Annotated in this window: 5 protein-coding genes; 3 read left to right on the plus strand and 2 right to left on the minus strand. The window is 64.7% G+C overall.

Annotation, left to right across the window (positions count from 1 at the left end):
* Positions 1-20 precede the first annotated feature (20 nt).
* Both KQH53_02215 and KQH53_02220 read right to left on the minus strand, forming a co-directional pair.
* Positions 21-1,367: a sigma-54 dependent transcriptional regulator gene (locus KQH53_02215; protein ID MCB2225464.1), complete on the minus strand. Its 1,347-nt coding sequence runs from the start codon at positions 1,365-1,367 to the stop codon at positions 21-23.
* 157 nt (positions 1,368-1,524) lie between these two features.
* Positions 1,525-5,988: a PAS domain-containing protein gene (locus KQH53_02220; GenBank protein MCB2225465.1), complete on the minus strand. Its 4,464-nt coding sequence runs from the start codon at positions 5,986-5,988 to the stop codon at positions 1,525-1,527.
* Positions 5,989-6,451: 463 nt separating this feature from the next.
* Between KQH53_02220 and KQH53_02225 the strand changes: the two genes are divergently transcribed.
* From KQH53_02225 to KQH53_02235, 3 genes are read left to right on the plus strand one after another with little or no spacing between them, the layout of a single operon-like run.
* Entirely contained in the window at positions 6,452-11,899 is a 5,448-nt protein-coding gene (locus KQH53_02225; GenBank protein ID MCB2225466.1) for a PAS domain S-box protein, read from the plus strand.
* A gap of 23 nt (positions 11,900-11,922) precedes the next feature.
* Positions 11,923-12,270 (plus strand): response regulator, encoded by a 348-nt coding sequence (locus tag KQH53_02230; GenBank protein ID MCB2225467.1) that lies wholly within the window; start codon positions 11,923-11,925, stop codon positions 12,268-12,270.
* 22 nt (positions 12,271-12,292) lie between these two features.
* A complete protein-coding gene (locus KQH53_02235) occupies positions 12,293-13,435 on the plus strand; it encodes a two-component system response regulator (protein ID MCB2225468.1) in 1,143 nt (380 codons plus the stop codon).
* Positions 13,436-13,576: the final 141 nt, after the last annotated feature.

Consider the following 13,576-nt stretch of genomic DNA (forward strand, 5'->3'; position numbering starts at 1 on the left):
CGTTTTGGGAGTGTAACGCCCTATTCCAGGCCGAACTTCTTCATCTTGCGCCACAGGCTCACCCGGTCGATGCCCAAAATGGCCGCCGCCCGGGTGCGCACCCCCCCGGTTATCTCCAGGATATGCTCGATGTAGCGGCGCTCCAGCTCTTCCAGGGTGGGCTCCTCGCCGCCGGGGCGGGAGAAGCTGGCCAGCTCCACCGCGGCCAGGTCGGGCGGCAGGTCGCGCTCGGTGATGAGCTCCTGGGCGCACAGGGCCACGGCCCGCTCCATGATATTGGCCAGCTCGCGCACGTTGCCCGGATAGGCGTAGGAACTGAGAAGCTCCATGGCCTTGGGGCCGATGCCCCGGATCTTCTTTTTCATGCGCTTGTTGAACAGGCCCAGGAAGTAGTAGGCCAAGAGCTCGATGTCCTTGCCGCGCTCGGCCAAGCGGGGCAGCACCAGGCTCACCACGTTGAGGCGGTAGTAGAGGTCTTGCCTAAACGCCCCCAGGCCCACCTCGGCCTTCAAGTCCCGGGCCGTGGCCGCCACCACCCGAACGCGCAGGCCGATGGGCCGGGTGGCTCCCACCCGGAGCACCTCGCGCTCCTGCAAGGCCCGGAGCAGCTTCACCTGCATGGCCTGGGGCATCTCGCCGATCTCGTCCAGGAAGATGGTGCCCCCCTGGGCCGCCTCCAACAGGCCGGCCTTGGCCTCGCCCGCCCCGGTGTAGGCCCCCTTCTCGTGGCCGAACAGCTCGTTCTCGGCCAACTCGGCGTTGAGCGCCGCGCAGTTGAAGGCCACGAAGGGGCCCTCGGCCACCTGGCTCTGGGCGTGGATGGCCCGGGCGGCCAGCTCCTTGCCGGTGCCCGACTCGCCCATGATCAGCACGTTGCAGTCCGTGGGCGCGATCTGGGCGATCACCTCGGCCACCCGGCGCATCTGGGGGCTTTGGCCGATGATCAGGGGGCCGCCGCTTTCTTCCTCTTGCTCTTCCAGGGCAATGGCCGCGTCCCGGCTCTGCTTCAGGGCCAGGGCTTCGGCAACCACCGCGCGCACCTGCTCCGGGGTGAAGGGCTTGGCCAGGAAATGATAGGCCCCCTTCTTGGTGGCCTCCACCGCGCCGTCCAGGCTGGCGTAGCCGGTGATGATGATCACCTCCAGGCCGGGCGCGGCCAGCTTGGCCTGGTCCAACAGCTCCAGGCCGTCCAGGTGGGGCATGCGCAGGTCGCTTAGCAGCACGTCGAAGGGCTCGCGCTTGATCAGCTCCAGGGCCCTTACCGGGTTGCTGTAGGTGGAGACCTGGTGGCCTTCCTTTTCTAGGATGCGGCGGAGGTTCTTCAGGGCGGTGCCCTCGTCGTCCACCACCATGACGCGGCCGGGCATGAAGTCCTTGCCGGGAGGATTATCGCTGGCCATGAGGGGCTCTCCGGGATTCAGACGCAACAGTTGACCAGGACAATGTACCACCAAGGGCCGGTCGGCCGCCATTTAGGGAGAAAGCCTCACGCCGGGCCGGTCGCCCCGCCCGGCGCGGAGGGCCTTAGCTGTCCAGAGTCTGGCGCACCTTGGCCAGGAGCATCACCCGAGTGAAAGGCTTGTCGATATAGTCCGTGGCCCCTTGGGCCAGGCAACTGCGAAACACCTTTTCCTGGGCATGGCCGCTGATCATCACGATCTTGGTGTCGGGGTGGATGGCCCTGAGCTTCTCGATGCTGGTCATGCCGCCCATGCCCGGCATGTTGATGTCCAAGAGCACCAGGTCCGGCTCCTGGCCAGGCTGGGCCGCCATTTCCACCGCCTCCTCGCCGGTGGAGGCCTTCAGCACCCGGTAGCCCGCCTCTCCCAGCATGCGCTCGGCCAGGTGGCGGAGCTGGGGTTCGTCGTCCACCACCAGGATAGTCTCGTCCCCTCCCATGACCTGCTGTCCGTCCGCCGCCCCGCTCTCGCGGGATGGCTGCTCGCCGTCCTGGTCCAGGGGGAGGTACACCCCGAAGGAGGCGCCCTGGCCGGGCGCGGTCTCGCAGTGCACGTAGCCACCGTGAGCCCTGGCGATGCCGTAGACCGTGGAAAGGCCCAGGCCGGTGCCGCTGCCCACCTCCTTGGTGGTGAAGAAGGGGTCGTAGATCTGGCTCAACACCTCGGGGTTCATGCCGATGCCGTTGTCGCTAACCTTGAGCAGCAGAAAATCACCCACCATGGCCTCGGGGTGGTCCTGGCAATAGTCCTCGCCCAGGCTAACCTGGGAGGTCTCGATGGTCAGCTTGCCGCCCTGGGGCATGGCGTCCCGGGCATTGGACCCCAGGTTGAGCACGATCTGCTGGAGCTGGGAGGGATCGCCGTAAAGGGAAGGCAGGTCCTCGGCCAGGTTCAGCTCGATGTCGATCATGCGGGGTATGGTCCGCTCCAGGATGCCCACCGCCTGGCGCACCTGCTGGTTCAGGTCCAGGGACAGGTAGCGGGGCTCCTTTTTGCGGCTGAAGGTGAGGATGCTGTTGACCAGGTCGGCGGCCCGGTTAGTGGCCTCCAAAACGGTCTCCAGATCCTTGATGTTGGGCTTGCCCGCCTGGTTGTCCCGCAAGGCCAGCTCGCCGTAACCCTTGATGGCGGCCAGGATGTTGTTGAAGTCATGGGCCACCCCGCCGGCCAGAGTGCCGATGGCCTCCATCTTCTGGGCCTGGCGCAGGCGGTCCTCCATGATCTTGCGTTCCTGCTCGATCTCCTTGGCCTCGGTGATCACCTGGAAAAACACCGAGATGCCTTCCTGGTAGGGATAGATCCGCACCATGTACCAATTGACGTAGGGCTCCCGGTCGAAGAAGGTCTCGAACTCCAAGGCGCGGCCCTCGGCCAGGGCCTGTTCGAACTTCTCCACTAACACCGACCCCTTGAACTCGGGGAAGGCTTCCAACAGAGGGACGTCCAGCACGTCCCGGCCCTTGCGGTCCAATATGGCCCCGGCCATGGAGTTGAAGTAGCGGACCGACAGCCCCTGGTCCAGGACCATGAAGCCGTCGTTGATGCTCTCCAGAATCTCTTCCAATTGCCGGGCGTTCTGCTTGGCCTCCTCCTCGGCCAGCACCAGCCCGGTCACGTCGCGGCTCACGGCCAACACCGTGGCCACGTTGCCGTCCGGGGTAAACTCGGGCACCATGCGGCTCTGGAAGTAGCGCTCGCCGTCCGGAGTGGTGAACTTGAAACGGCTGAGGGCCTCCTCGCCCCGGGCGAAGACATTGCGCAGGGCCTCGTCCCAGATGTCGCAAAGCTCCTTGGGCATGCCCAACTCGCGGTTGGTCTTGAGGTGAAACTCCTCCCGCGTGCGGCCGGTGTACTTGACCACCCCCTGGTTCACATAGATGTGCCTGAGCTGTTTGTCGAAGCGCACCACGATGTCCGGGGAATTTTCGGCCAGGGCGCGGAACTCCTGCTCCCGGCGGTTGCTCTCGGTCTGGTCGTAGAAAGTAATGATAGCGCCATGGATGCCGCCGTCCTCCTCCACGTAGGGGAAGGCCTTCATCTCGAAGTAGCGCATGCCCCCCTTCACCACCATATCGAGGGGATCGCCCTCGTCGATGACCTTTTTCAGGTTGGCCGCCAGGTCGGGCAGCTCCAGTTGGCTGCCCACGGTGGTGAGCACCTGGCCCCGGTTGCCGGCCATGAGGTTGAACAGGGAGGAGGTGGGCGGGGTGAAGCGCCTTATGCGCAGCTCGCGGTCCACCACGATCAGGGGCAGGCCCATGTGGGTCAGGATGTTTTCCAGGTCGTTATTGGCCGAACCCAGCTCGGCCGACTTCACCTGCAACTCCTCGTTGACCGTGGTCAGCTCTTCGTTGGTGGCCTGCAACTCCTCGTTGGAAGTCTCCAGCTCCTCGTTGGTGGACTGCAATTCCTCGTTGGCCGATTGCAACTCCTCGTTGAGCGATTGCAGCTCCTCGTTGGAGGTCTCCAGCTCTTCGGTGGTGGTCTGCAAGTGCTCCCGGTTGGCGGCCAGCTCCTGCTCCAGGTCCACGATGCGCTGGTCCCGGGCGTCGCCGATGCCGCCCTCGCCGATTTCGCCCACGCCCGGCTGCTCCCGCCGCTCAAAGGCCACCAGGAAGAGCCCGGAGGGCACATCCTCCTGGCGTATGGGGCTCACGGTCAGGTCCAAAAGGTCGTTGCCGTTGCCCGGCATATGCCAGGGGACGCGGGCCGAGGTGACCTTGACCTGTTCGCGCATGGCCTTGTGCACGGCGGCCCGCAGGCTCACCCGCACCTGGTCGCTGGCCAGGTCGATGACGTTGAGCCCCGCATCGCCGTCGGCCAGGTGCAAAAAGGGCTTCACGTCGCCCAACACGTGCACCACCTCCCAGCGCTCGTCGATGATCACCGCTGGAGTGCCCATGGTTTCGGCCAGCGCGCGGTAGGCGATCTGGCGCAGGGGCACCTCGGGCTTGGTGGGCTTGAGCAGTTGGGCGGGCTGCTCGCCCGCCCGCTGGGTGCTGCGCAGCATGAGCATGGGGGTGCGCATGGAGCCCTTGCGCCGGAAAATGCGCCACTTCTTGGAAACCGTCTCGAACAGGTCGCCGAAGTGGCCGATGGACTCGGACTTGCCCAGGAACAGATAGCCATCCGGGTTGAGGGCGTAGTGGAACAGGGGGATGATCCGCCGTTGCAGGTCGTTGTTGAGGTAGATGAGCAGATTGCGGCAGGAGATCAGATCCAGGCGCGAGAAGGGCGGGTCCTTGGTCAGGTCCTGGCGGGCGAAGACGATGCGCTCGCGGATGGACTTGTTGATCTGCAGCAGGTTGTCCCGCCGCCGGAAGAAGCGGTCCACCAGCTTGGGGTCCACGTCCACCAGGCTGGCCTCGGGGTAGAGGCCCCGCCTGGCCTGGGCGATGGCGTCGCCGTCCATGTCCGTGCCGAAGATCTGCACGTTGCCGTGCTCGAAGTCATTGCCCAGGCGCAGGGCCAGGAGCATGGCGATGGAGTAGGCCTCCTCGCCGCTGGCGCAGGCCGGCACCCAGAAGCGCACCGGGTCGCCTTTTTTCTTCTTGGCCAGGATCTTGTCCAGGATCTTTTCCAGGGCCTGGAAGGCCTCCCGGTCCCGGAAGAAGCTGGTCACCGAAATAAGGATGTCCTTGGCCAGGGCGTCCAGGTCCTCGGGGTGCTTCTCGGCGAAATCGATGTACTCGCGCAGGTTGGCCAGCTTGTGCAACACCACCCTGCGGCCCACCCGGCGGTGGATGGTCTTTTCCTTGTACTCGCTAAAGTCGCAGCCGGTGCGCACCCGGATCATGGTCAGGAGCTGGCCCATGGCGTCGGGCTCGCGCAGCTCGGGCTGCTTTTCCGGGGTGAGCAGGGGCGAGCTGAAGATGGAGGCCAGCTCCGGGCCGATCTTTTCGGCGGGCAACACCAGGTCCACGTTGCCGGTGTCCATGGCCGCCCGGGGCATGCCGTCGTACTTGGCGGTGTCCGGGGTCTGCACGATGGTTATGCCGCCGCCGCCCTTGACGGCCCGCATGCCGTGGGCCCCGTCCGAGCCGGTGCCGCTGAGGATGATGCCCACCGCCTTCTCGCCGCGCTGCTCGGCCAGGGAAGTCAGGAACATGTCCACCGAGGGCCGGGGGCCCACCCCGTTGGAGAGCTCGCGCATCACCAGCTTGTTGCCTCGCATCACCAGGTCGTGGCCCGGGGGGGTGATGTACACCTTGCCCCGCTTCAGGGTCTCGCCGTCCTCCACGGCCAGCACCTCCATGTGGGTGTGAGAGGCCAGGAGGTTCACCAGCATGCTGCGGTGCTTGGGGTCCAGGTGCTGCACGATGACATAGGCCACCGGCTGATCGGCCGGGAGCCCGGGCAGGAGCTGACGCAGAGCCTCCAGGCCTCCGGCCGAGGCTCCGATGCCCACCACCACCAGGCCCTCGCCGCCGCGATCCTCGGCCTCTTTGCCTTGGCTTTCCAGCCCGGCTTCAGCCGGTTTTTCTTGGTTTTTGGGAGAGGCTGATTTTTTCTCTTGGTCCTTGGCCATTTGCATTTCCCCAGCGCTGCGGCTCGCCAGGCCCGACGAGCTACCGTAATAGCTATGAAATAAGGAAGCCGACAAGATTAGGTGCGTTTGGACCCGACTCCCTTGAATAACAAAGTACCATCAACCCGCCACAACAAGTAAGCCCATTCCCCCCATGATTACCGGCCATTTGCCGCCGGCCAGGCGGCGCGCGGCCCGTGGGGGCCCGCGGAGGCCCGCGCCTGGGGCGGCATCTACTAATAAAGTTTCCGTTAGGTTACTATATTAGAGGCTATGTGGGTTTTTTCAGCCAGCATCGGCCTGCCCAAACAAGCGCCGGGCGCGGCGCGCACAGCGCGTTTCCCGATTGGCGGTCCCATGCCCCCCAAGGAGGCGGCCGGGCCCAACCCAGCCGCCGTTCCTTCCCGGCCGCCGCACGGGGCAATCGCTTCCGGCCCTGGCTGACCTGAAAGGCGGAGGGGATATGTTCGTCGATTGGGGTATACGCAAAAAACTGACGGTTATCACCGTCGCCACCATCATCCCCCTGCTGGCCGGAGCCATCTGGGTCACCATGATCCTGGTGGACAAGTCATACTCGCGCCAGGCCGCCTATCTGGAAAGGGCCAACCTGGAGCGTGTCGCCAACCGCCTGAGCTTTTTAACCGACAACGCGGTTTCGGACACCCTGTTCCTGGCGGACCTGTCTTTTGTGCGGGAGCTGTCCCAGGCCGCCATGCAGCGCTCCACCGGGCAGGAACCCAAGGCCCGCTTCCACAGCGAGTACAGGGAATCCTTGGAGACCATGCTGGAGTTCGTCAGCTCCAAGAAGGTCTACGACCAGGCCCGCCTGCTGGACGCCGCGGGCCGGGAAATCCTGCGGGTCAACCTGGTGGACGGCAAGGCCCAGGCGGTTCCCGCCTCCCAACTGCAAAGCAAGGCGAACCGCTACTACTTCACCAACGCGGCCAAGCTGCCCCCGGGCCGGGTCTATGTCTCCTACGTGGACTTAAACCGCGAAGGGGGCAAGATCGAAAAACCCCTCAAGCCCATGCTGCGCTTCGCGGCCGCGGTGCGCGACGCGCAAGGAAACCTGACCGGAGTGGTGGTGCTCAACTTCTACGTCTCCTATTTGTTCCAGCGCTCCCTAAAGGACGTGCTGAACACCACCCAGGGGAAATGGGTGATCCTGGACCAGGACGGTTACTATCTCTTCCACTCCAAGTACCCCTCCCGGGAGTGGGGCTCGCCCCGCGACCTGAACACCGGCGAGCGCTGCCAAAAATATTTCGGCAAGGCCTGCCAGACCATCCTGGACGGCAAGGACACCGAGGTGAACACCGAGGGCGGCAACTGGCTGTCCTATTCCCAGGTGGTGCGCTATCCCGGCAACCTGGACCGCTTCATGGTGGTTGCCCACTTTACCCCGCCTCCCGCGGTGGTGGACTACCTGGGCCGCTTCGGCTGGGTGCTGGGCATGATCTTGGTGGTGACCCTGGCCGCCATCCTGTTGCTGGTCTGGATCAGCGGGCGCATGGTGGTGTTGCCCATGATCTCGCTTTCGAACACGATGGGGCGGCTGAGGCACAACGACCTGAGCGCACGCAGCAGCCTGAGCGGCAAGGACGAGCTGGGCCGGTTGGCCCAAGGCTTCAACCAGATGGCCGAGAGCCTGCAAGAGGCCTATGGCGAGATGGAACGCCAGGTGCGCGCCACGGAAGAGGCCAATCGCGAGCTGAGCAACAGCGAGGCGCGGGTGAAGGCCATCCTGGACAGCACCGTGGACGCCATCATCACCATCACTAGCGACGGGGTGGTGCAGTCGTTCAACCAGGGCGCGGAGAAACTCTTCGGCTACAGCGCCCTGGAGGTGGTGGGCAACAAGGTGAACATGTTGCAGCCACAGGACGTGGCCGCGCAGCACGACGAGTACCTCCAGCGCTACCTGGAAACCGGCGAGCCCCACATCATCGGGGTGGGGCGCGAGGAGCGGGGCCGGCGCAAGGACGGCACCCTGTTCCCCATGTACCTGGCGGTGAGCGAGGCATGGGTCGAGGGCGACCGGCTGTTCACCGGCATCATCCGCGACACCACCAAGCTCAAGCAGACCGAGGAGTCGCTCAGGAAAAGCCAGCGCATGTACCAGTCGCTGGCCGATGCCTCGCCGGTGGGCATCTTCAACACCGACCAGGACGGCCTGTGCGACTACGTCAACGAGCAATGGCTGGAGATGGCCGGCATCACCGCGGAGGAGGCCATGGGCGACGGCTGGGCCAGGGCCATCCACCCCGAGGACCGCGACGCCATCTACCGCGACTGGCAGCGCACCGCGGAATGGGGCAATCCCTTTGAGGGCGAATACCGCTTCCAACACGCCGACGGCAAGGTGGTGTGGTTCTATGTGCGGGCGGTGCCCCAAGCCGGCGAGGACGGTTCGGCGAACAGCTTCGTGGGCGTGGTGATGGACATCACCGAGCGCAAGGAGACCGAGAAGGCCCGCGCCGAAAGCATGCAGCTGTTTCAGTCCACCTTCGAGCAGGCCGCGGTGGGCATCGCCCACGTGGCCCCGGACGGCAAATGGCTCAGGGTGAACAGTAAGCTGTGCCAGATCGTGGGCTACAACCGCGAGGAGCTGCTGGAGAGCGCTTTCCAGAAAATCACCCACCCCGACGACCTGGACAAGGACCTGAGCCTGGTGAACAAGGTGCTGGCCGGGGAGATCGACACCTACACCCTGGAGAAGCGCTACCTCAAAAAGGACGGCGCCGTGGTCTGGATCAATCTCACCGTGGCGCTGGTGCGCGATGAAAACGGCGAGCCGGACTACTTCATCTCGGTGGTGGAGGATATCGATCTGCGCAAAAAGGCCGAAAGCGCCCGGGCCGAAAGCGAAAAGCGCTTCCGCACCCTGGTGGCCAACGTGCCCGGCGCGGTCTACCGCTGCGAGCACGACGAAAACTGGACCATGCGCTACATCAGCGAGCCCATCCGCACCATCACCGGATATCCGCCCTCGGATTTCATAGACAACTTTCAGCGGGCTTACGTGGACATTATCCACCCCGACGACCGCGAGATGGTGAGCAAACGGATCTCGGAGTCCGTGGAGCGGGGGCGAGGCTTCGAGGTGGAGTACCGCATCATCCGGCGCGACGGCCAGGTCCGCTGGGTTTATGAGCGGGGCGCGGCGATCGCCGACGACCAGGGCACCCAGTGGCTGGACGGGGCCATCCTGGACGTGACCGAGCGCAAGATGGCCGAGCAGGACAACCTGCGCCTAGGCCGCATTTTGGAGGAGTCCCAGAACGAGATATTCATCTTCGACGCCGAAAGCCTCAAGTTCCTTCAGGTGAACCAGGGCGCCCGCCGCAACCTGGGCTACAGCATGGAAGAGCTCAGGGGCATGACCCCCGTGGACATCAAGCCCGAGTTCACCCAGGAGGAGTTCCAGAAGTTGGTGGAGCCCCTGCACAAGGGCCTGGAAAGCCACCTCATCTTCAACACGGTGCACCAGCGCAAGAACGGCTCCACCTACGAGGTGGAGGTGAACCTCCAGCTTTCCACCCAGGAGCTGGCCCCGGTGTTCGTGGCGGTCATCCAGGACATGACCGAGAAGAACCGGTCCCAGGCCGAGATCCAGCGTTTGTCCTTGGTGGCCGAGCGCACCGACAACGTGGTGATCATCACCGACGGGGAGGGCTACATCCAGTGGGCCAACCAGGCCTTCTTCCGGGTGAGCGGCTACACCCTCCCGGAGGTGGAGGGTAAAAAGCCCGGTGTCCTTTTGCAGGGCCCGGACACCGACCCGGACACGGTGCGCTTCATGAGCCGCCAGCTGGCCCGGGGCGAAGGCTTCAACGTGGAGATAGTCAACTACTCCAAGAACGGGCACAAGTATTGGCAGGCGGTGGACGTGCAGCCGGTGCACGACGACAAGGGGAAACTGACCAACTTCGTGGCCGTGCAGCAGGACATCACCGAGCGCAAACGCAACGAGGTGGAGCTGCGCCAGCAGGCCCAGATCATCGACCAGACCCACGACGCGGTGATCTCCGTGAGCCTGGAGGGCGAGGTGACCAGCTGGAACCAGGGAGCCCAGGCCCTGTTCGGCTACAACAAGGAGGAGGCCCTGGGCAAGCGCATGAGCTTCATCCTGCGCTCCCAGGACGCGGCCAGCCTGGACGAAACGGTGCTGGAAGAGCTTTACCGCAAAGGGCAGCACGAGCTGGAAATCGTGCTCAAGAAGAAGTCGGGCATGGAGTTCACCGCCCTGCTTTCGCTTTCGCTGCTCAAAAACCTGCAAGGCATGCCCGACGGTTTCGTGGCCTACGCGGTAGATATCAGCGAGCGCAAGAAGGCCGAGGAAGCGGTGCGCATGGCCAAGGAAACCGCCGAGGAGGCCAGCCGCATCAAGAGCGAGTTCTTGGCCAACATGAGCCACGAGCTGCGCACCCCGCTCAACGCCATCATCGGCTTCTCGGAGATTCTGGTGGACCAGACCTTCGGCGAGCTGAACGAAAAACAGCTCCGGCAGACCCGCCACATCCTGGAAAGCGGACGCCACCTGCTTTCGCTGATCAACGACATCCTGGACCTGTCCAAGGTGGAAAGCGGCAAGATGGAGCTGGAGCCCTCGGCGGTGAACCTGGGCGGCGTGTTGGAAGCCACCACGGTGCTCATCAAGGAAAAGGCCGCCAAGCACGGCATCACCCTGAGCCTGGAGCTGCCCGAGGAGCTGCGCCTGCTCAACTTCACCGCCGATGAGCGCAAGCTCAAGCAGATCATGTTCAACCTGTTGTCCAACGCGGCCAAGTTCACCCCGGACGGCGGGGCCATCACCATCACGGCCGCCAAGGAAGTCGGCTTCATCCAGGTCAGCGTGCAAGACACCGGCCTGGGCATCTCCCCCGAGGACCAGGCGCGCATCTTTGACGAGTTCGAGCAGGTGGACAGCACCTACGCCCGCAAGCAGCAGGGCACCGGCCTGGGCCTGGCCCTCACCCGCAAGCTGGTGGAGTTGCACGGCGGACGCATCTGGCTGGAGAGCGAGGGCCTGAACCAGGGCAGCACCTTTACCTTCACCATTCCTCTGGATCTATCCGCCCGGGTGTTCAAGGACGAGGCCGAGCCGGAACCCACCAACGGCTCCGAGGCCGACGAGGACCAGGAATTGGAAGGCGGCACCGTGCTGGTGGTGGACGACGATCCCATGGCCCGCGAGCTCCTGGCTGGCTATCTGCGCGAGGGCGGCTACAAGACCGTGTTGGCCGCCGACGGAGCCAAGGGCATGGAGATGGCCTTGAAGCACAAGCCCATGGCCATCACCCTGGACCTTATGCTGCCCGACACCAGCGGCTTCGAGGTGCTCCGGCAGCTACAGGAAGACCCTGAGACCGCCTCCATCCCGGTGATCATCGTTTCCATCACCGACGACCGCGAAAAGGGCCTGAGCCTGGGCGCGGTTGAGTTCCTGCAAAAGCCGGTGAACAAGGATCAGCTGCTCCAAATCCTCTCGGATTTCGTATCTTGCAGCGCGGAAGGCTTCAGCAAGGTGCTGGTGGTGGACGACAACCCGGCCGACGTGGAGTTGGTGCACGGTATCCTGGGAACGCGGGGATGCGAGATAATTGAAGCCAGGGGCGGCGAGGAGGGCATCGAGATCGCCCTGCGCGAGAAGCCCGACCTTATCGTCCTGGACCTGAACATGCCCGGCACCTCGGGGTGGGACGTGCTGGAGACCCTGCACGAGAAAAGCGGCAACTGGCGGCCGCCCATACTGGTCTTCACCGGGGCCTACCTAACCTCCCAGGAGCGGCAAAAGCTGGCCGGCCAGGTGCAGGCGGTGGTAATGAAGGGGGGCGGCAAACAGGACCTGCTGCGCGAGATCAGCCGGCTGACTCAAATGACCTTTGACGGGAGCGCAAAAGAATAATGGCCGGGCCAAGAGCTCTCATAGTGGAAGACAACGCCCTGAACATGGAATTGGCCCAGGACCTGCTGGAGGTGCGCGGCTTCGAGGTGCTCACCGCCTCCTCGGCCGAGGAAGGCCTCAACCTGGCCCACACCCAGGCCCCTGACATCATCCTGATGGACATCGGCCTGCCGGGCATGGACGGCCTGGAGGCCACCCGCCGCCTCAAGCGGGACCCGGCCACCCAGGGCATCGTGGTGATCTGCCTCACCGCCCACGCCATGGACGGCGACCGGGACAAGGCGCTCTTGGCCGGGGCGGAAGGCTATATCACCAAACCCATCGACACCCGCGAGTTCGCCAACCAGGTGCTCTCCTACCTGAACGGCTAAAGGGAAGGACGGCGGCGGCATTATGGACCAGGCAAGGCAAGGCGGCGGGTCTAGCCCGGAGCAACCGGAGCCCCGCAAGATTCTGGTGGTGGACGACGAGCAGTTCAACCGCGAGCTGCTGGAGGACCTGCTGATCCCTCTCGGTTATGAGGTGGCCAGCGCGCCGGACGGCGAGAGCGCCCTGAAGATGGCCCAGGCCGATCCCCCGGACCTGGTGCTGCTGGACGTGATGATGCCCGGCCTGGACGGCTTCGAGGTGGCTCGCCGCCTTCGCCAAGACCAGGCCAACGAGGGCGTGCCCATCGTGATGGTGACCGCGCTTCGGGCGGTGGAGGACCGGGTGAAGGCCCTGGAGGCCGGGGCCAACGAATTCCTCTCCAAGCCGGTGGACAAGATCGAGCTCAAGGCCACGGTGGCCTCCCAGATGAAGGTGAAGGCCTACCACGACTTCATGGCCAATTATCAGGCCGAGCTGGAGAAGGAGGTGGCCCGGCGCACCGAGCAGCTCAGCCAGGCCATGGGCAGGCTCAAGCAGGCCTCCCTGGACACCATCATGCGCCTGGCCCGGGCGGCGGAGTACAAGGACGAGGACACCGGAGCCCACATCCTGCGCATGAGCTCCTACGGCGCGGCGGTGGCCCGCCACATGGGCCTGGGCGAGGAGGTGGCCCTGTGGATCCTCTACGCCGCGCCCATGCACGACGTGGGCAAGATAGGCATCCCGGACAGCATACTGCTCAAGCCCGGCCCGCTCGACGATGAGGAGTGGGAGGTGATGAAGACCCACACCACCATCGGGGCGCGCATCCTCTCCGGGGCCAAGGCGGGCTACCTCAAGCTGGCCGAGATCATCGCCCTGACCCACCACGAGCGCTGGGACGGCACCGGCTACCCCCGGGGCCTCAAGGGCAAGCAGACCCCCCTGGTGGGGCGCATCGCGGCCATCAGCGACGTGTTCGACGCGCTCATCTCCCGGCGGCCCTACAAGGAGCCTTTTTCCGAAGAGAAATCCTTCGACATCATCGCCGAGGGCAAGGGCAGCCACTTCGACCCCGAGGTGGTGGAGGCCTTTTTCGCGGTGAGGGACGAAATATTGGCCATCAAGAACAAGTACAGCCACGATCATTCGGGCGACGCGGAGGATATCTACACTCCTCCGGAGTAGGGCTTTGGCGCGGGCCCGGGCCGTCCCGGCGCCCCACGGATTTTGCCCGCCCCCTCCCCGCCTTGCTGAAATGCAAGCCAGGGCGGCCGGCGCCGCCGGGTTCCAATCTTTGCCTCAAAGACGAGAAGCATTGGTTTCCCT

It is taken from the genome of Desulfarculaceae bacterium, from assembly GCA_020444545.1.
Classification (GTDB): Bacteria; Desulfobacterota; Desulfarculia; order Desulfarculales; family Desulfarculaceae; genus Desulfoferula.

Excerpts from the sequence above, each read along its gene's own strand:
- KQH53_02215 (MCB2225464.1), bottom strand. The coding sequence starts at position 1,367 with ATGCCCGGCCGCGTCATGGTGGTGGACGACGAGGGCACCGCCCTGAAG.
- KQH53_02220 (MCB2225465.1), bottom strand. The coding sequence starts at position 5,988 with ATGGCCAAGGACCAAGAGAAAAAATCAGCCTCTCCCAAAAACCAAGAA.
- KQH53_02225 (MCB2225466.1), top strand. The coding sequence starts at position 6,452 with ATGTTCGTCGATTGGGGTATACGCAAAAAACTGACGGTTATCACCGTC.
- KQH53_02235 (MCB2225468.1), top strand. The coding sequence starts at position 12,293 with ATGGACCAGGCAAGGCAAGGCGGCGGGTCTAGCCCGGAGCAACCGGAG.